Source organism: Enterobacter hormaechei subsp. xiangfangensis (genome assembly GCF_001729785.1).
Taxonomy (GTDB): Bacteria; Pseudomonadota; Gammaproteobacteria; order Enterobacterales; family Enterobacteriaceae; genus Enterobacter; species Enterobacter hormaechei_C.
In genome coordinates, this window is record NZ_CP017183.1 from 644,076 (window position 1) to 662,890 (window position 18,815).

Sequence of the window (18,815 nt, forward strand, 5' to 3'; positions counted from 1 at the left end):
TGTTCCTCAATAAACTCAGGCGGGGATTATAGTAGGTAGATGGCGCAGTTTCGACACATTTGCTATATTTGCGCGCCTGAGAGACAGGAGTTTTCGCTATGACATCCCGACGAGACTGGCAGTTGCAGCAACTGGGCATCACCCAGTGGGCTTTGCGTCGCCCGACGGCGTTGCGGGGCGAAATAGCCATCTCCATCCCTGCGCATGTCCGCCTGGTGATGGTGGCAGAAGCGCCGCCTGCCCTGAACGAGCCCCTGATTGAGGATGTCCTTCGCAGCCTGAAGGTGACCCACGATCAGGTATTACAGCTGGCGCCCGAAAGCGTCGCGATGCTTCCCCCTGACAGCCGCTGTAACAGCTGGCGAATCGGGGCGGTGGATGAGCTACCCCTTGAAGGAAGCCAGATCAGTTCTCCAGCGCTGGACGAACTGAAAGCCAACCCAAAAGCGCGTAGCGCGCTATGGCAACAAATTTGCGAATATGAACACGATTTCTTCCCTCACGACGGCTGACCTGACCACCGCGTTCGCGATTGAAACCCGCGCCCATGCCTTTCCGTGGAGCGAAAAGACGTTTGCCAGCAATCAGGGCGAACGCTATTTAAATCTCCGCCTGGACGTTGACGGTGCGATGGCTGCGTTCGCCATCACGCAGGTCGTTCTGGACGAGGCGACGCTGTTTAATATCGCGGTCGATCCCGCATACCAGCGCCGCGGGCTGGGCAGGGAACTGCTTGAGCACCTCATTCGTGAGCTGGAAACCCGTGACGTTTTCACCCTGTGGCTGGAGGTGCGCGCGTCCAATGTCGCCGCCATCGCGCTCTATGAAAGCTTAGGCTTCAACGAGGCGACTATCCGCCGTAACTACTACCCCACCGCAGAGGGACGTGAAGACGCCATTATCATGGCTCTGCCGATTGGATAACGAAAATAAGGTTGTAACGATGAAATGGGACTGGATTTTCTTTGATGCCGACGAAACGCTGTTTACGTTTGACTCGTTCGGCGGCCTACAGCGGATGTTTCTCGACTATAGCGTGACGTTCACCGCGGAAGATTTTCAGGACTATCAGGCGGTGAACAAACCGCTGTGGGTGGATTACCAGAACGGAGCCATCACCGCGTTACAGCTTCAGCATCAGCGTTTTGACGTGTGGGCTGAACGGTTAAACGTGAGTCCTGGGGTGCTGAACGAGGCCTTCCTGAATGCGATGGCGGATATCTGCGCGCCGCTGCCCGGCGCCGTTTCTTTGCTGGATTCGCTGAAAGGGAAGGTGAAGCTTGGGATCATTACCAACGGCTTTACCGCGCTTCAGCAGATTCGCCTTGAACGCACCGGCCTGCGCGATCATTTCGACGCGCTGGTGATCTCCGAAGAGGTGGGCGTACCGAAGCCGGATCCGCGTATTTTCGATTATGCGCTGGCGCAAGCGGGCAATCCTGACCGCAATCGCGTGCTGATGGTGGGGGATACGGCAGAATCTGATATTCTGGGAGGTATGAGATCGGGCCTGTCGACCGTCTGGCTGAATGCGCATGACCGCATGCTGCCGGAAGGCATCGAGCCGACCTGGACCGTTACGTCATTGAACGAACTGGAGCAGCTCCTGTGTAAACAATGATTGCCTGCCCCCTGTTGATGGGTAAAATAGCCGCATTTTTCGTATTCCATGATGCGCGGCCTGCTGCCGCGCTTACCTAAGAAGAATTGATTATGACGTTGTCTCCTTATCTGCAAGAGGTGGCCAAACGCCGCACTTTTGCCATTATCTCGCACCCGGATGCCGGTAAAACGACCATCACCGAGAAGGTGTTGCTGTTCGGACAGGCGATCCAGACCGCGGGTACCGTTAAAGGCCGTGGCTCCAGCCAGCATGCTAAATCCGACTGGATGGAGATGGAAAAGCAGCGTGGTATTTCGATTACCACCTCCGTGATGCAGTTCCCGTATCACGACTGCCTGGTGAACCTGCTGGACACCCCGGGGCACGAAGACTTCTCCGAAGATACCTACCGTACCCTGACGGCGGTGGACTGCTGCCTGATGGTGATCGACGCCGCGAAAGGTGTTGAAGATCGTACCCGCAAGCTGATGGAAGTCACCCGTCTGCGCGATACGCCGATCCTCACCTTTATGAACAAACTCGACCGTGACATCCGTGATCCGATGGAGCTGATGGATGAAGTGGAAAACGAGCTGAAGATTGCCTGCGCGCCAATCACCTGGCCGATTGGCTGCGGCAAGCTGTTCAAAGGGGTTTACCACCTCTATAAAGACGAAACCTACCTGTACCAGACCGGTAAGGGTCACACCATTCAGGAAGTGCGCATCGTGAAAGGTCTGGACAACCCGGATCTGGACGCAGCGGTCGGTGAAGAGCTGGCCGCGCAGCTGCGCGATGAGCTGGAGCTGGTTAAAGGCGCGTCGCACGAGTTCGATCGAGAGCTGTTCCTGAGCGGTGAAATTACCCCGGTCTTCTTCGGTACCGCCCTCGGCAACTTCGGCGTTGACCATATGCTTGACGGTCTGGTGGAGTGGGCCCCGCAGCCAATGCCGCGTAAAACCGACACCCGCGAAGTAGAAGCAAAGGAAGAGAAGTTCTCCGGCTTCGTCTTTAAAATTCAGGCCAACATGGACCCGAAACACCGCGACCGCGTTGCCTTTATGCGCGTGGTCTCCGGTAAGTACGAGAAGGGCATGAAGCTGCGTCAGGTCCGTATCGGTAAAGACGTGGTGATCTCCGACGCGCTGACCTTCATGGCAGGCGACCGTTCGCATGTAGAAGAAGCCTATCCGGGTGACATCATTGGTTTACACAACCACGGTACCATTCAGATTGGCGATACCTTCACGCAGGGCGAGATGATGAAGTTCACCGGTATCCCGAACTTCGCGCCGGAACTGTTCCGCCGCATTCGCCTGCGCGATCCGCTGAAGCAGAAGCAACTGCTGAAAGGCCTGGTCCAGCTTTCCGAAGAGGGGGCTGTACAGGTGTTCCGCCCTATTGCTAACAACGATCTGATCGTGGGCGCGGTGGGTGTGCTCCAGTTTGACGTGGTGGTTGCCCGTCTTAAGAGCGAGTACAACGTGGAAGCGATTTACGAATCGGTGAACGTGGCGACCGCCCGCTGGGTTGAATGTTCAGACGTGAAGAAATTCGAAGAATTTAAACGTAAGAACGAAGTTCAGCTGGCGCTGGACGGTGGCGATAACCTGACCTATATCGCCCCGACCATGGTTAACCTGAACCTGACGCAGGAACGTTATCCTGATGTTCAGTTCCGCAAAACGCGCGAGCATTAATTCCCTCTCAGAGCACGGCAGCCGCCGTGCTCTTCTTTAATTCCTGTGTTATTAAACCCTTGCGGAATGTTCTTAATTCACCGCAATTTTTCGCTATTCGTTCGTTTTTTCCCCAATTCTGAATGCACCCCTCTGATTGTGATCTATATTTAACTCAGTGTTTAGCACCGGGCGTGGATGAATTAACTGTTCAATGCATGTCCATTGGTTCTCCATTTTGCCCCGGTGTTAATTCGCAATATATAAAACCAAGATTTAGGGAAGTATGTCGCCCAAATAATGGGCAAAACACAGGAATAAATCGATGAATATGACAAGACTGAAGATTTCTAAAACTCTGCTGGCTGTAACGTTGGGTAGTGTCCTGGTAAGCGGTTCTGCTCTGGCGGAATCCAGCACCATGGATAAAGCGCAAAGTTCCGCCAATACCGCAGGGGAAAAAATCGATAGCTCTATGAATAAAGTCGGTAATTTCATGGATGACAGCTCAATCACAGCAAAAGTGAAAGCCGCACTGGTGGATCACGCCTCCATTAAGAGCACCGATATTTCTGTTAAAACCGACAACAAGGTTGTCACCCTGAGCGGTTTCGTTGAAAGCCAGACCCAGGCTGAAGAAGCCGTTAAAGTGGCGAAAGGTGTTGAGGGCGTAAGCTCCGTCAGCGACAAACTGCATGTACGTGACAGCAAAGAATCGTCCGTGAAGGGCTATGCCGGAGATGCAGCAACTACCAGCGAAATCAAAGCTAAACTGTTAGCCGACGACATCGTGCCATCCCGTATGGTGAAAGTTGAAACCACCGATGGTGTGGTCCAGCTGTCCGGTACGGTTGAGAATCAGGCACAAAGCGATCGTGCCGAGTCAATTGCGAAAGCTATTGATGGTGTGAAAAGCGTCAAAAACGATCTGAAAACGAAGTAAAGCAGTACCATTCGCCCGTAAGGCTTAAAACCGCGGGCGAAATAAAAACGATTCTGGAAAAGCCGGTGAGTGACCTGAGCGCTCACGTTTAGCGGCCGACATTAACTATGGTAAAGGAGAGGCTTATGTTTCGTTGGGGCATTATATTTCTGGTTATCGCGTTAATTGCCGCCGCATTGGGCTTTGGTGGACTGGCGGGTACCGCGGCATGGGCAGCGAAAATTGTCTTCGTCGTCGGTATTATTCTGTTCCTGGTCAGCCTGTTTACGGGTCGACGTCGCCCGTAGCAAACGCAATATTTACTAAACAAACTCAAGCCAGTCCTCGTGACTGGCTTTTTCTCGTTTGAGAACCACCGGGGAAGTGCGTTACTGTGTCTCATCACAATAATGAAAACAGGAAGGCAGAGGTGGGGCAACGAATTCCCGTTACGCTCGGCAATATTGCGCCGCTGACGTTAAAACCGTTTCATGCAGGCCAGCTTGCGCTGGTCTGTGAAGGGGGCGGGCAGCGCGGTATTTTCACTGCCGGCGTGCTCGACGAATTTATGCGCGCGCAATTCAACCCGTTCGATCTCTATTTCGGCACCTCTGCCGGGGCGCAGAACCTCTCCGCCTATGTCTGCAACCAGCCCGGCTATGCGCGCAAAGTGATTATGCGCTATACCACCTCGAAAGAATTCTTCAATCCGGTACGCTTCGTGCGCGGCGGGAACCTGATCGATCTCGACTGGTTACTGGATGCCACCTCCAGCCAGATGCCGCTGGCCATGGATACCGCGTCACGACTGTTCGATACCGGCAAAGAGTTCTGGATGTGCGCCAGCCGTGGCGATGACTATTCGCCGGGTTACTTTTCGCCGCAGAAAGAGAACTGGCTGGATATCATCCGCGCATCCAGCGCGATCCCGGGATTCTACCGCACCGGCGCGTTGCTGGAGGGGATAAGCTATCTTGACGGTGGTATCAGCGACGCGGTGCCGGTACAGGAGGCGGCGCGGCGCGGGGCAAAAACCATTGTGGTGATCCGCACGGTGCCTTCGCAGATGTATTACACCCCACAGTGGTTTAAGCGGATGGAACGCTGGCTGGGCGACAGCAGCCTGCAACCGCTGGTGAATATCGCGAAGCAGCATGAAACCACCTACGGCGCGATGCAGCGTTTTATTGAAAAACCACCGGGCAAGCTGCGCATCTTTGAAATTTATCCGCCGAAGCCGCTGTTGAGCATGGCGCTGGGCAGTCGGCTGCCTGCGTTGCGTATGGATTACAAAACGGGGCGGCTGTGCGGGCGTTACTTCCTGGCGACCGTCGGGAAAATGCTGGCCGAGCAACCGCCTCTTCATCGGCATAAAAGCATCATTTTGCCGCCTGCCGTTGTGGCCAATGACGCGGTGGCGATGCCGCTGGTGGACGCGCCGCAGGCCAACGATGGCTTACTCGATAACGAGGATCTGGCATGACGCACTGCTTTATCGATACCCATTGCCACTTTGATTTCCCGCCGTTTAGCGGGGAGGAAACATCCAGTCTTGCGCGTGCGGCTGAGGCCGGTGTGAGAGCCATTATTGTGCCCGCTATTGAAGCGGCGAGATTCGACAAAGTTCTGGCGCTTGCCCGGGGGCACGATGCGCTGTATGCCGCGTTGGGTCTGCATCCGATCGTTATTGAGCACCATCTTGATGACCATCTCGACAGGCTGGATGCCACGCTGCAAAACGCGGATACGAAGCTGGTTGCCATCGGTGAGATCGGCCTCGATCTCTATCGTGAAGATCCGCAGTTTGAACGCCAGCAGACGATTCTGGACGCGCAGCTCCGGTTGGCAAAGCGCCACGATCTGCCGGTGATCCTCCACTCCAGACGTACCCATGACAAACTGGCGATGCACCTGAAGCGCATCGACGTGCCGCGCAGGGGCGTGGTCCATGGTTTCGCTGGAAGCCTTCAGCAGGCGCAGCGTTTTATCGAGCTGGGCTATAAAATTGGCGTCGGTGGCACCATTACCTATCCGCGTGCCAGCAAAACCCGTGATGTGATGGCACAGCTCCCGCTGACCTCGCTCCTGCTGGAAACGGATGCGCCTGACATGCCGCTGAATGGTTTTCAGGGCCAGCCTAACCGCCCGGAGCAGGCGGCGCGCGTTTTTGATGTGCTGTGTGAGTTGCGTCAGGAGCCTGAAGATGTGATTGCCAGCGCGCTGCTGGAAAATACCCGAGCGGTCTTCGGCATCACGCTATAGATAAAGGGCCGGGCGGATCACCGTGATCTGCTGCCGTTCCAGGGCCTGCGCCAGCGGCTCGATGTCCTCCGGCGTGGCGCTCCGCCATCGCGCCGCCTCCCCGTAAACCCCATGGGCATGAAACGCGTTGATCCGCACCGGAACGTTCTCCAACGTGTGGATAAAAGCGGTCAGCGATGGCAGATGTTGCAGATAATCACACCGATCGGGGATCACCAGCAGGCGCAGCTCCGTCAGGCGATGACGATCGGCCAGCCAGCGGATGCTCTGCTTGATCAGCGTGTTTTCGCGCCCGGTCAGAAAACGGTGATGTTCATTGCCCCAGGCTTTCAGATCCACCATCGCGCCGTCAAACGCCGGTAACAGCTTTTGCCAGCCGGTTTCGCTTAACAGGCCGTTGCTGTCCACCAGGCACGTCAGATGGCGCAGGGACGGATCGGCTTTGATCGCGGTGAAAAGCGCAACCAAAAACGGCAGCTGCGTGGTGGCCTCACCCCCGCTGACGGTCACGCCCTCAATAAACGGCGCGCACGTGAGCACCCGGGAGAGGATCTCCTCGACGCTATAGCGCTGCGCCATCGGCGTCGCCTGCTGCTGACACAGGTGCAGACAGGTGTCGCACTGCTGACAGTGACTCTCCTGCCACCAGACGCGCCCGGCCTGAATCGTCAGCGCATCATGCGGACAGTGGGGAACACAGTCGCCGCAGTCGTTGCAGCGCCCTATCGTCCACGGGTTGTGGCAGGTTTTGCAGCGCAGGTTACAGCCCTGGAGGAACAACGCCAGGCGGCTGCCCGGCCCGTCCACGCAGGAGAAGGGTATGACCTGACTAACTAAAGCGCATCTGCTGTTCATGGCTTATCACGCGCGGCTGACGTTCCAGAATACGGGTATTGCGCGCGGCCTCCTCGCCGAGCCAGGTGGTGTTGGTGCGCGATCCGGCTTCCCGGTACTTCTCCAGATCGGAGAGCCGCACCATATAGCCGGTAACGCGCACGAGATCGTTACCCGCAACGTTGGCGGTAAACTCGCGCATACCGGCGTTGAACGCCCCCAGGCACAGCTGCACCACAGCCTGAGGATTGCGTTTAACCGTTTCCTCCAGGGTGAGAATATCGCTGATCCCGGAAGCGTAGTGTTTATGGTGCGGTGCCACGGTCAGCAGGTGGCTGACTGGGTCCGGTTCGTCGCCGTAGGGCAGGCGCGCGCCCGGCGTGGTGCCCGAGTCAGAGCTGATCCCCGACTGCGCATGAAGCATCGCGCGCTGCTTCCAGCCGTATTTCACCGGCGTGTTTTCGACAAACGCCGCAAGCTGTTCACTGATGCGGTAGCCCAGCGCATTGGCCTGTTCGTTCTTACCGTAACGTCCCGTAATGCCTGCTTTCTCGCACAGCACGTTCACCGCTTCGGCCAGACCGTACATGCCAAACATCGGCACAAAACGATCGGCATCAATCAGCCCCTCTTTCACCAGGAAGCTATTCTCAAAGAAGCCGGATTGTTCATATAAAAAATCGCAGCGCGCATTAATGATCGCGATTTGTTGCTGGCAGTAGTGAGGAAGGGTACGGGTGAAAAAGTCTTCCGGTGAGCGGCTGTGTTCCGCAATCGCTTTCAGGTTTAGGCGCACCAGCGTGCTGCCGCCGCCCGCCAGCGGCAGGGAGTTGTAACAGCTCACCACGCCATAGCGACCTTTTGTGAAAATTTTATCATTCACCGGGCCATTAGAAATATGCGGCTTACTACATTCACAAATGTTTTTCGCCACGCTCAGCAGCAGATCGCTGGGGGTTACATCCGGATCGTAGATAAAGGTCAGGTTCGGCGCAACCTGCTTTAGTTCTGCATCCGCGCGAAGGATGGCTCGGGTGACAGGCGTATCCGCCGGGCCGATATTGGCATGCATAAACGCATCGGGCAGGGTTCTGTCCAGGTAACGCCAGAAACGTTTTATTCGGCTATCGATTTCATCCTGTGTTAGAATTTTAACATAGGGGCTGAGTATTTCATCGAGCTGGCCCAGATAGACCGGCATCGATGTGACGGACGGAACATGGTGATAAAGGATAGTGAGCAGCGAGAGGGCATCATCCAGATCTTTCGCCCCTTCCAGCTCCAGCCATTCTGAGCCGTTAGCCAGAAATTTAGCGTAGTCCGGCAGCACGTAGCGCGGTTTGTAAGGCGCATGGCCTTCGAACATGTCGCAGATGAATCCCTCGTCCAGCGCGGCGCGGGCCGCCTCTGGCAGAGCGGGATAGGGCAGATTGTTCTCCGCTTCCAGCGCCAGAAAATGACGTTTTTGTTCTGGGGTTAACACCGGGCTGGTCACAATGTGCTGGCAACGTTGTTGCAGGGCGTCGGGCATGTTCACTTCCTTGGTTGTTCTGCGGATAGTGAACGAATTGTAGGAAGCCAGCCTGGTGGCGCTTTTGATCAGAAAGGGGATATCGCCGATTTAGTCAGCAATTAACGCACTAAAATTTGAAGCAGATCTCATTACAGTAATGCAAATTTGCACACAGTTTTCATTAACTGTGATGAATGTCGAAGTGTGGATGCGGGTGAATGTTAGAATACTCACAGACCCGCAAGGTAAAATTTATACGGCACTGCCGTTGGAGAATGTTATGACCGATTTAACTGCAAGCAGCCTGCGCGCGTTGAAACTGATGGACCTGACCACCCTGAACGATGACGACACCAATGAAAAAGTCATCGCCCTGTGCCATCAGGCGAAAACGCCAGTGGGTAACACCGCCGCCGTTTGTATCTATCCGCGCTTCATCCCGATTGCCCGCAAAACGCTGAAAGAGCAGGGCACGCCGGACGTGCGCATTGCCACCGTAACTAACTTCCCGCACGGCAATGACGATATCGAGATCGCGCTGGCAGAAACCCGCGCAGCGATTGCGTACGGCGCAGACGAAGTTGATGTGGTATTCCCGTACCGCGCGCTGATCGCCGGCAACGAGCAGGTCGGTTTTGACCTGGTGAAAGCCTGTAAAGACGCGTGTGCGGCGGCAAACGTGCTGCTTAAAGTGATCATTGAAACCGGCGAGCTGAAAGAAGAGGCGCTGATTCGTAAGGCGTCTGAAATCTCCATCAAAGCGGGCGCGGATTTCATTAAAACCTCTACCGGTAAAGTGCCGGTCAACGCTACCCCGGAAAGCGCACGCATCATGATGGAAGTCATCCGTGATATGGGCGTGTCCAAAACCGTTGGCTTCAAACCGGCAGGCGGCGTGCGTACCGCAGAAGACGCGCAGCAGTTCCTGGCGATTGCCGACGAGCTGTTCGGCGCCGACTGGGCGGACTCCCGCCACTACCGCTTCGGCGCGTCCAGCCTGCTGGCCAGCCTGCTGAAAGCGCTGGGTCACGGCGACGGTAAGAGCGCAAGCAGCTACTAAGTTGAATTGCCGGATGGCGCTACGCTAACCCGGCCTAAAGGATCGTGGGGCGGGTCAACATACCCGCCGCCATTCACCCGATTCCGCATGGAGGTTACCGTGTTTCTCGCACAAGAAATTATTCGTAAAAAACGTGATGGTCATGCATTAAGCGACGAAGAAATCCGCTTCTTTATCAATGGCATTCGTGATAACACCATCTCTGAAGGGCAGATTGCGGCTCTGGCGATGACCATTTTCTTCCACGATATGTCGATGCCTGAGCGCGTGTCGCTGACCATGGCGATGCGAGATTCAGGAACCGTTCTGGACTGGAAAAGCCTCAACCTCAACGGCCCGATTGTGGACAAACACTCCACCGGCGGCGTGGGCGACGTGACCTCCCTGATGCTTGGCCCGATGGTGGCAGCCTGCGGGGGTTACATCCCGATGATTTCCGGGCGCGGCCTGGGCCACACCGGCGGTACGCTCGACAAACTGGAAGCCATTCCGGGCTTCGATATCTTCCCGGATGACAACCGCTTCCGCGACATTATTAAAGACGTTGGCGTGGCGATTATCGGCCAGACCAGCTCTCTTGCTCCGGCTGACAAGCGTTTCTACGCGACGCGTGACATTACCGCGACCGTAGACTCCATCCCGCTGATCACCGCCTCTATCCTTGCCAAAAAACTGGCGGAAGGTCTGGATGCGCTGGTGATGGATGTGAAAGTGGGCAGCGGCGCGTTTATGCCAACCTATGAACTCTCTGAGGCGCTGGCCGAAGCGATCGTTGGCGTTTCCAACGGCGCGGGCGTGCGCACCACCGCACTGCTGACGGACATGAACCAGGTGCTGGCCTCCAGCGCCGGTAACGCGGTTGAAGTCCGCGAGGCTGTGCAGTTCCTCACAGGCGAATACCGTAACCCGCGCCTGTTCGATGTCACCATGGCGCTGTGCGTTGAGATGTTAATCTCCGGCAAGCTGGCCAAAGACGACGCTGACGCGCGCGCGAAGCTTCAGGCGGTGCTGGACAACGGCAAAGCGGCGGAGATCTTTGGTCGGATGGTGGCGGCGCAGAAAGGCCCGACCGACTTCGTGGAAAACTACGCGAAATACCTGCCCACCGCGATGCTCAGCAAAGCGGTCTATGCGGATAGCGAAGGCTTTGTCTCGGCTATGGATACCCGCGCGCTCGGCATGGCTGTCGTGTCTATGGGCGGCGGTCGTCGTCAGGCATCGGACACCATTGATTACAGCGTCGGCTTTACCGATATGGCCCGTCTGGGCGACAGCGTTGACGGCCAACGTCCGCTGGCGGTGATCCACGCGAAAGATGAAGCCAGCTGGCAGGACGCGGCGAAAGCGGTGAAGGCGGCAATATCTCTTGACGATAAAGCACCGGAAACCACACCGACGGTCTATCGTCGTATCACTGAATAGCGGTATACTGATCTGATCGCATTTTTATGAAGCACTAAGTACGGAGAACAATTATGAAACGTGCATTTATTATGGTGCTGGACTCATTCGGCATCGGCGCAACCGAAGATGCAGAACGATTTGGTGACGTGGGTTCCGATACCCTGGGTCACATCGCGGAAGCCTGTGCAAAAGGCGAAGCGGACAACGGTCGTAAAGGCCCTCTGAACCTGCCAAACCTGACCCGTCTGGGGCTGGTAAAAGCGCATGAAGGCTCTACCGGTAAGATCGCAGCCGGTATGGACGGTAACGCGGAAGTGGTGGGCGCCTACGCGTGGGCGCACGAGCTCTCTTCCGGTAAAGATACTCCGTCCGGCCACTGGGAAATCGCCGGCGTGCCGGTGCTGTTCGACTGGGGTTACTTCTCCGATCACGAGAACAGCTTTCCGCAAGAGCTGCTTGATAAGCTGGTGAAGCGCGCCAACCTGCCGGGCTACCTCGGTAACTGCCACTCTTCCGGTACCGTGATTCTGGACCAGCTCGGCGAAGAGCACATGAAAACCGGCAAGCCGATTTTCTATACCTCTGCTGACTCCGTGTTCCAGATCGCCTGCCATGAAGAGACGTTTGGCCTGGATAAACTGTACGAGTTGTGCGAAATCGCCCGTGAAGAGCTGACCGAAGGCGGCTACAACATTGGCCGCGTTATCGCGCGTCCGTTTATCGGCGACAAAGCGGGTAACTTCCAGCGTACCGGCAACCGTCACGATCTGGCTGTGGAGCCACCGGCGCCGACCGTGCTGCAAAAACTCGTCGACGAGAAAGACGGTCACGTGGTTTCCGTGGGTAAAATCGCGGACATTTACGCCAACTGCGGCATTACCAAAAAGGTCAAAGCGACCGGTCTGGATGCGCTGTTCGACGCCACCATCAAAGAGATGAAAGAAGCGGGCGATAAGACCATTGTCTTCACCAACTTCGTGGACTTCGACTCCTCCTGGGGCCACCGTCGCGACGTCGCCGGTTATGCTGCGGGTCTGGAGCTGTTTGACCGCCGTCTGCCAGAGCTGATGGAGCTGGTGGGAGAAGATGACATTCTGATCCTGACCGCTGACCATGGCTGTGACCCGACCTGGACCGGTACCGACCACACCCGTGAGCACATTCCGGTGCTGGTGTACGGCCCGAAAGTCAAACCGGGCTCGCTGGGTCACCGTGAAACCTTCGCGGACATCGGCCAGACGATTGCGAAATACTTTGGTACGTCTGACATGGAATATGGCAAGGCTATGTTCTAAACGGATTGGGTGAGGCCTGATGCCCTCACCCCGACCCTCTCCCACAGGGAGAGGGAAAACAGAATGTAGGCCGGGTAAGGCGCAGCCGCCACCCGGAAAAAACAACAATGTAAAAGGAACTGAAGATGGCAACTCCTCACATTAATGCAGAAATGGGTGATTTCGCTGACGTCGTATTGATGCCGGGCGACCCGCTGCGCGCGAAGCACATTGCAGAAACCTTCCTCGAAGACGTGCGTGAAGTGAACAACGTGCGCGGCATGCTGGGCTTCACCGGTACCTATAAAGGCCGCAAAATCTCCGTGATGGGTCACGGCATGGGTATCCCATCCTGCTCCATCTACACCAAAGAGCTGATCACCGATTTCGGCGTGAAGAAAATCATCCGTGTCGGCTCCTGCGGCGCGGTTCGCATGGACGTTAAGCTGCGTGACGTGGTGATCGGCATGGGCGCGTGCACCGACTCTAAAGTCAACCGCATTCGCTTTAAAGATCATGACTTTGCGGCCATTGCTGACTTTGACATGGTGCGTAACGCGGTTGACGCGGCAAAAGCGCTGGGCGTTGACGCGCGCGTGGGCAACCTGTTCTCTGCCGATCTGTTCTACTCGCCAGAAGGCGACATGTTCGACGTGATGGAAAAATACGGCATTCTGGGTGTGGAAATGGAAGCGGCCGGTATCTACGGCGTGGCGGCTGAATTCGGTGCGAAAGCGCTGACCATTTGCACCGTGTCTGACCATATCCGTACTCACGAGCAGACCACCGCTGCCGAGCGTCAGACCACCTTCAACGACATGATCAAAATCGCGCTGGAATCCGTTCTGCTGGGCGATCAAGAGTAATTTCGTTTTCTTCAGGGGGGCAGGTTTGCCCCCTATGGTGCTTACTTCGTCAACACTTCCCACATCAAATTGCTTTCCAGCGTCACCGTATCACCTACGTGATTAAACTGGCGGTCATTCAGCACCGGGGTGAGGGTGAGCTGGCACTCATCGGCGGACCACGAGGCAGGCGTAAAAAGCGTAGCCATTAGCGAAAAAGTCATCAGTAAATGTTTACCCAGGTGTTTCATTTACAGACTCCTTTAGCAGTTTCATAAAACGATTCTTTGTCCTGAGTCTCACTCAGGGATTAATCGATGCGGCAGATGCGCTGCATATTATCGTCAACGGCATAAAGTGCCGGGCTATTGGACATATCAGTGACAAAAACGCGCCCGCTGTCCACCGCGCTGACCAGGTAGTTGTTTTTCTCATCCACGATACTGGTCCCTTTTGACAGTCACGAGCCGTCTGCACGTTTCACTTCGAGCATTACGCGACGGGTATTCAGTACTTTGAAATCCAGCTCCCTGAAGGCTGTATGGGCGACAGAAATGTTCTTGATGCCGTTGGGCAGATCCTGACTCAGGTTAAAGCCGATCCACATATGTTTATCGGTGTTTTTCGGCGGGATAGCCTCAAGGGTCACGCGTTTAACGTCACGCCTGTATCGTCAGGAAGATCGACAATGATGGTATAGATCAGGGCCGGGAAGGTGTCGGTATTTTTTACGTTCATGGTGCCGCTGTGAGTCGACTCTTCAATAACCAGCAGCGTGGTTTCTGGCACCATTCCGGCGGCATACGCCTGAGCAAAGAGAGCAGAGAATAATAACGGTGCGGCAATGGCGCACTGAGCGATCGTGGATTCAACTGACATCAAGATTAATCCTTTAACCTGACAAAATACCTCCTCTGTTAAGAGGAGGCATAGTTCACACTTTATCGGGTTGATAATCAGAGATATTTAACGGTAATCGTGGCCTGACCATCCAGGTTGGTATCATCGGTAATCGCGAGGGCCGCGGTATTCTGAATCGCCAGGGAGGTTTTCAGCGGAAATACTGCGGTCGTGAAAGGCAGCGGCGCAGTGGTGCCGGAAGCGGCCACGGTCATCATTTCCATGTTGGCGTTTTTGATGATACCGGTAGCGGTTTTCTGCCAGGACGGGCTGTCCACGGTACCGGAGATAACGTCTGATTTCACGCCGTCGGCGGTGACGTTCGCCACATCAGCAAAGATGGAGTAAGCGCCAATTTTCACGCCGCCCGCGGTTTTGCCCACGCCGTAGGACTGGGTGGTGTCGGAAACGTTGCCGCCCGCCGCGTCTGCGGTGTTAATGGTGATCACAGAAGCACCCGGATGGGTGTCTGCGCGGTCATCGCTGATGGTCCAGCCAGCTTTAGTGGCTACCGGGCAGGTGATGGTCAGGGAGATATCTTTCTGACCCAACTGGTTAACGCTGGTCGCGGAGAGATCCGCCAGGTGGATAAGACCATAATCCACCTCGCCGCCGCCGCTTAACTGCGGGGTGCAGGCGGCAACGGAGAGTAAACCGGTCACTTTCAGTACGGCGGTAGAGGCGGCGTTAGCGGCAGTCGCGGAGAGGGCCAGCGCAACGGCAGTGGCAACTAAAATCTTTTTCATTGTTGTTCCTTAACAAATGCAGGCCATCACGCTCAGTTCACAAGCGAAATGAGCCAGTTACAGATAATGCAAAGTGATGGTGGCCTGGCCGTCGATCGGGGTATCGTCGGTAATTGCCAGGGTGTCAGTTTTCTGCACCGCCAGCGCAACGCGCAGCGGGAATACGGCATTCATAAAGGGAACCAACGTCCGATCACTGCTATTTAGTGCGCTATACTGGATAGAACCGTCACTATGAGTGACGAGCTGCGAACCCGTATTCGCAAGTAACCACATTGGATCATCTGCTATCGCAGAATAACCTAATGCTTTGACGTTTCCATCTACGGTTACATTCGAATTCATACCCACGGAGTAAGCGCCGATATTGACGCCGCCAGCCGTTTTACCTACGCCGTACTGGTTAGTTGAACTCCATGCCTGATCGCCCGCGAAAGTGGCGTTATCGATGGTCATTTTCTTCATTGAATCTGCGTGATCATCGGTAATGGACCACGCTACTTTCGTTGCGGCAGAGCAGTTGATAGTCAGAGAAATATCTTTATAACCCAGCTGGTTATCTGCCGTTGCGGAGAGCGAGCTGATATATTTAGTGCCGAAATCAACGACAGCGCCATCGCTCAGCGTTGGGGTACAGGCGTTGTTGGTTAATACGCCTTTTAATTTTAATACCGCAGTAGAGTCGGCATGTGCAGTCGCAGAGAGGGTCATTGCAACAGCGGTTGCAATAATGATTTTTTTCATCGTTAATCCTTAACGTTCGAAACAGACGTGTGGAGAAGAAATAGAAAAACTATTTCTTGCTGTCTATTATTCTAGAGGAAAAGCTAACTTTACATTAAGGAGTGTTAATTTTTGAATGTAATTCCCCTTAATATATAAGCTATAAATATATATTTTGTGTATGTTCCCTGTTTATTTATATACGTGTGTTAATTTTCAGGAATAAGGGAAGCGTATTCACTTCCCTTATGTGTTTTTATTAACGCACCGCGCCAGCGATCCATTGGGAGAGATCCCGTAGCTCCCGCTCGTGGTCCGGGAAATCCACCCAAAGCGCTTCGCACGCCTGTTGCAGACTGTCTGCATGGTACAGACAGCCCTGTAAACGTGCGGCCAGCGCCTCCAGCGGTGCAGGATTGAGACTATCCGTAAAGACCTGCGTGCGGGTAATATGGCCCTTCTCCACGTCAAAGTGCAGTTCCACGCCGCCCCAGGTAAACCGTTCGTCCAGCAGGTGTGAAAAGGCCGGTGCCTGGCCGAAGTTCCACTCCCAGCTGCTCTGGCGCGCAAAGGTTTCCGCGAAGTTGGGCAGGTCCGGTGTTTTGTCAGGGGAGATCACTTCAGCTTCTACCCGCTCACCGTAATGTTCGAAGAAGGCTTCACGGATCGCATCGCAAATCTGCTCATGAGTAATCCCGGGCAGCAGTTCCACCAGATTCGCCACGCGCCCGCGCACGGAGGTAATACCCTTAGCCTGTAGCTTTTTCTTATCTGGATTAAGGTAGTTAGCCAGACGGCTCAGATCGGCATTCAGCAATAATGTGCCGTGGTGGAATCCCCGATCCATCGTTTCGCGATAGGCAGAGCCGGATACCTTGCGGTCGCCATCGGGCGTTTTGACCACCAGATCGTTACGTCCCGAGGCTTCAGCCGTCACGCCGAGCGAATTGAGCGCATTAAGCACAATGGAGGTCGAGATGGTTTTGTCGTATTCCGGCTTGCCCGCCATAAAGGTAAAGCAGGTATTGCCCAGATCGTGGAATACCGCACCGCCGCCGCTGCTGCGGCGCGCCAGGCGGACGTTGTCCTCTTCCATACGGCGGGTGTTACACTCTTTCCACGGATTTTGCGCGCGGCCAATAACGACCGTATCAGCGTTGCGCCAGAGAAACAGGACGCGCTGGGTGGCAGGCATCTGGCGGAAGATGCACTCTTCTACCGCCAGGTTAAACCAGGGATCGTAAGAGTCAGAGATTAGCAGGCGTAACGTCGACATGGCAGAGTTCCTTTTCCGAATCATCCGCCTACTTTATCACTATTCTTTCTTCTCGCTCTCTTCCTCTTCGGGAACCGACTTGCTGGCGGTTAACAGGAACGGTGACTGCTGCCAGCGGGTGCGCTTGCCCTGGAGCAACGTACGTGCCAGTACCACGCCAATCGCCAGCGAGAGCAGCAGCATCAGGCGCAAAATATTGGTGGTGTTATCTACCTGTTTGGCTTCGGTTGGCAGGGTGTGGGTGTCGAGTGTCAGACGTAAATAGCCGAGCGGACCATTTTTGCCCTGAATGGGTTCGACGATTTGTTGGTTGAAATAACCACCGGCTTTTTTGCCGTCCAGCGCCAGCCTGTCGCGCACGTCGACATGCTCACCCGCGCGGGCAATCAGGTCGCCCTGTTCATCGTACACGCCCGCATCCAGAATGCGGCTGTTTTCCGTAAGCTGGCGCAATACCTGGGCTATTCGCTTATCATCCGGCGTTTCGGTGCGCATAGACGGCGCAACGTTGAGCGTCACCTGGCGCGCCAGCGTCCGGGCCAGCTCCTCAAACTGCGGGTTACGCTGTCGTTGGTGATTCTGGCTAAACCAGGATGCCCCCTGCATCAGCGCCACTAATAGTGCGAGACAGATCAGGACAATCACGGCGCGATGAAGCCGGAATTTTAGTTTTGCGCGAGCCATATTCCACCTGCTTAAAATTTACGGCTTAATGTTGCCAGAAGTGATGGTTACAGGGTAGCCTCATGCGTTATTTTCCCTCTGGAACCTTCCGGCGCGAACGAAATTACAGGAGCTTCAATGCCGAACATTACCTGGTGCGACCTGCCAACGGATGTCTCTTTATGGCCAGGATTGCCGCTCTCTTTAAGTGGCGATGAGGTGATGCCTCTCGATTACCACGCTGGCCGTAGCGGCTGGCTGCTGTACGGACGCGGCCTGGATAAGCAACGCCTCACCCAGTATCAAACCAAACTGGGCGCAGCGATGGTCATCGTTGCGGCCTGGTGTGTGGAAGATTATCAGGTCATTCGCCTGGCGGGTTCCCTGACGCAGCGCGCCACGCGTCTGGCGCACGACGCCGGGCTGGACGTTGCTCCCCTCGGCAAAATTCCGCACCTGAAAACGCCCGGCCTGCTGGTAATGGACATGGACTCCACCGCCATTCAGATCGAGTGTATTGACGAGATTGCTAAACTGGCGGGCAGCGGAGAGCTGGTGGCGGAAGTCACCGAGCGCGCGATGCGCGGCGAGCTGGATTTCACCGCCAGCCTGAGACAGCGCGTGGCGACCCTGAAGGGGGCCGATGCTAACATTTTGCGTCAGGTGCGCGATGAACTGCCCCTGATGCCTGGGCTTACGCAGCTGGTACTCAAGCTGGAGACGCTCGGCTGGAAAGTGGCGATTGCCTCCGGCGGGTTCACCTTCTTTGCCGACTACCTGCGTGACAAGCTGCGTCTGACCACCGTGGTGGCAAACGAGCTGGAGATCATGGACGGCAAACTCACCGGACAGGTCATCGGCGACATCGTGGATGCGCAGTACAAAGCCAATACGCTGACGCGTCTGGCAGAGAAATATGCCATCCCGGTCGAGCAGACCGTCGCCATCGGCGATGGCGCGAACGATCTGCCGATGATTAAAGTTGCCGGGCTGGGTATTGCCTACCATGCCAAACCGAAAGTGAATGAAAAGACGGAAGTCACTATCCGTCATGCTGATCTGATGGGGGTGTTCTGTATTCTCTCCGGCAGCATTAATCAAAAATAACGAG

General features: G+C 55.5%; 20 protein-coding genes and 2 pseudogenes. 13 read left to right on the top strand and 9 right to left on the bottom strand.

Features of this window, described 5'->3' with window-relative positions; translation table 11 throughout:
• The first annotated feature begins 98 nt into the window (after positions 1–98).
• From BFV63_RS03130 to BFV63_RS03165, 8 genes are all read left to right on the top strand, one after another.
• Positions 99–512 carry a DNA polymerase III subunit psi gene (locus BFV63_RS03130; RefSeq protein WP_047052526.1) on the top strand — a complete coding sequence of 138 codons (414 nt, stop codon included), beginning with the start codon at positions 99–101 and terminating at the stop codon, positions 510–512.
• Positions 481–924 (top strand): ribosomal protein S18-alanine N-acetyltransferase, encoded by a 444-nt coding sequence (gene rimI, locus BFV63_RS03135; protein WP_003856565.1) that lies wholly within the window; start codon positions 481–483, stop codon positions 922–924. Before BFV63_RS03130 ends, rimI begins: the two co-directional genes overlap by 32 nt.
• A 19-nt stretch (positions 925–943) precedes the next feature.
• Positions 944–1,621 carry a pyrimidine 5'-nucleotidase gene (gene yjjG, locus BFV63_RS03140; RefSeq protein ID WP_032608460.1) on the top strand — a complete coding sequence of 226 codons (678 nt, stop codon included), beginning with the start codon at positions 944–946 and terminating at the stop codon, positions 1,619–1,621.
• Positions 1,622–1,713: 92 nt separating this feature from the next.
• Positions 1,714–3,303, top strand: coding sequence for a peptide chain release factor 3 (gene prfC / locus BFV63_RS03145; RefSeq protein WP_003856562.1), 1,590 nt, complete (start codon positions 1,714–1,716; stop codon positions 3,301–3,303).
• Between the two features lie 304 nt (positions 3,304–3,607).
• A complete protein-coding gene (gene osmY, locus BFV63_RS03150) occupies positions 3,608–4,225 on the top strand; it encodes a molecular chaperone OsmY (protein WP_048241419.1) in 618 nt (205 codons plus the stop codon).
• A 125-nt stretch (positions 4,226–4,350) separates the two neighbouring features.
• Positions 4,351–4,512 carry a DUF1328 domain-containing protein gene (locus BFV63_RS03155; RefSeq protein ID WP_003856556.1) on the top strand — a complete coding sequence of 54 codons (162 nt, stop codon included), beginning with the start codon at positions 4,351–4,353 and terminating at the stop codon, positions 4,510–4,512.
• A gap of 122 nt (positions 4,513–4,634) precedes the next feature.
• Entirely contained in the window at positions 4,635–5,687 is a 1,053-nt protein-coding gene (locus BFV63_RS03160; RefSeq protein ID WP_003856550.1) for a patatin-like phospholipase family protein, read from the top strand.
• Positions 5,684–6,466, top strand: a complete 783-nt coding sequence (locus BFV63_RS03165; protein WP_003856548.1) for a metal-dependent hydrolase — start codon at positions 5,684–5,686, stop codon at positions 6,464–6,466. Before BFV63_RS03160 ends, BFV63_RS03165 begins: the two co-directional genes overlap by 4 nt.
• Here the strand turns inward: BFV63_RS03165 and BFV63_RS03170 are convergent.
• Together BFV63_RS03170 and BFV63_RS03175 are read right to left on the bottom strand one after the other, a co-directional pair.
• Positions 6,461–7,321: a YjjW family glycine radical enzyme activase gene (locus BFV63_RS03170; RefSeq protein ID WP_003856546.1), complete on the bottom strand. Its 861-nt coding sequence runs from the start codon at positions 7,319–7,321 to the stop codon at positions 6,461–6,463. The two genes, BFV63_RS03165 and BFV63_RS03170, sit on opposite strands and share 6 nt — an antisense overlap.
• Positions 7,296–8,831, bottom strand: a complete 1,536-nt coding sequence (locus BFV63_RS03175) for a YjjI family glycine radical enzyme (RefSeq protein WP_003856545.1) — start codon at positions 8,829–8,831, stop codon at positions 7,296–7,298. The genes BFV63_RS03170 and BFV63_RS03175 overlap by 26 nt, the downstream gene beginning before the upstream one ends.
• A gap of 262 nt (positions 8,832–9,093) precedes the next feature.
• On the opposite strand from BFV63_RS03175, the gene deoC reads away from it, so the two are divergent.
• The 4 genes from deoC (at position 9,094) to deoD (ending at position 13,417) form a co-directional block, all read left to right on the top strand.
• Complete coding sequence (gene deoC / locus BFV63_RS03180) at positions 9,094–9,873, top strand: deoxyribose-phosphate aldolase (RefSeq protein ID WP_003856543.1); 780 nt, start codon at positions 9,094–9,096, stop codon at positions 9,871–9,873.
• 99 nt (positions 9,874–9,972) lie between these two features.
• Complete coding sequence (gene deoA / locus BFV63_RS03185) at positions 9,973–11,295, top strand: thymidine phosphorylase (protein ID WP_003856542.1); 1,323 nt, start codon at positions 9,973–9,975, stop codon at positions 11,293–11,295.
• Positions 11,296–11,348: 53 nt separating this feature from the next.
• A complete protein-coding gene (gene deoB, locus BFV63_RS03190) occupies positions 11,349–12,572 on the top strand; it encodes a phosphopentomutase (protein WP_003856540.1) in 1,224 nt (407 codons plus the stop codon).
• A 125-nt stretch (positions 12,573–12,697) separates the two neighbouring features.
• On the top strand, positions 12,698–13,417 hold the full coding sequence (gene deoD / locus BFV63_RS03195) for a purine-nucleoside phosphorylase (protein ID WP_022650368.1): 720 nt from the start codon (positions 12,698–12,700) through the stop codon (positions 13,415–13,417).
• Positions 13,418–13,458: 41 nt separating this feature from the next.
• Here deoD and BFV63_RS23325 read toward each other — a convergent pair.
• The 7 genes and pseudogenes from BFV63_RS23325 to BFV63_RS03230 form a co-directional block, all read right to left on the bottom strand.
• Positions 13,459–13,557 (bottom strand): annotated as a pseudogene (locus BFV63_RS23325) (hypothetical protein); the annotation flags it as partial.
• A gap of 86 nt (positions 13,558–13,643) precedes the next feature.
• Positions 13,644–13,982, bottom strand: a pseudogene (locus BFV63_RS23170) (FimD/PapC C-terminal domain-containing protein); the annotation flags it as partial.
• 59 nt (positions 13,983–14,041) lie between these two features.
• A complete protein-coding gene (locus tag BFV63_RS03210) occupies positions 14,042–14,275 on the bottom strand; it encodes a hypothetical protein (RefSeq protein ID WP_022650371.1) in 234 nt (77 codons plus the stop codon).
• A 77-nt stretch (positions 14,276–14,352) separates the two neighbouring features.
• On the bottom strand, positions 14,353–15,042 hold the full coding sequence (locus BFV63_RS03215) for a DUF1120 domain-containing protein (protein ID WP_003856531.1): 690 nt from the start codon (positions 15,040–15,042) through the stop codon (positions 14,353–14,355).
• A 57-nt stretch (positions 15,043–15,099) separates the two neighbouring features.
• A complete protein-coding gene (locus tag BFV63_RS03220; protein WP_022650372.1) occupies positions 15,100–15,786 on the bottom strand; it encodes a DUF1120 domain-containing protein in 687 nt (228 codons plus the stop codon).
• A 238-nt stretch (positions 15,787–16,024) separates the two neighbouring features.
• Positions 16,025–17,041, bottom strand: a complete 1,017-nt coding sequence (gene lplA / locus BFV63_RS03225; RefSeq protein WP_023324128.1) for a lipoate--protein ligase — start codon at positions 17,039–17,041, stop codon at positions 16,025–16,027.
• A 39-nt stretch (positions 17,042–17,080) separates the two neighbouring features.
• On the bottom strand, positions 17,081–17,725 hold the full coding sequence (locus tag BFV63_RS03230) for a YtjB family periplasmic protein (protein ID WP_015572615.1): 645 nt from the start codon (positions 17,723–17,725) through the stop codon (positions 17,081–17,083).
• Positions 17,726–17,842: 117 nt separating this feature from the next.
• Between BFV63_RS03230 and serB the strand changes: the two genes are divergently transcribed.
• A complete protein-coding gene (gene serB, locus BFV63_RS03235; RefSeq protein ID WP_003856524.1) occupies positions 17,843–18,811 on the top strand; it encodes a phosphoserine phosphatase in 969 nt (322 codons plus the stop codon).
• The last annotated feature ends 4 nt before the right edge of the window (positions 18,812–18,815 follow it).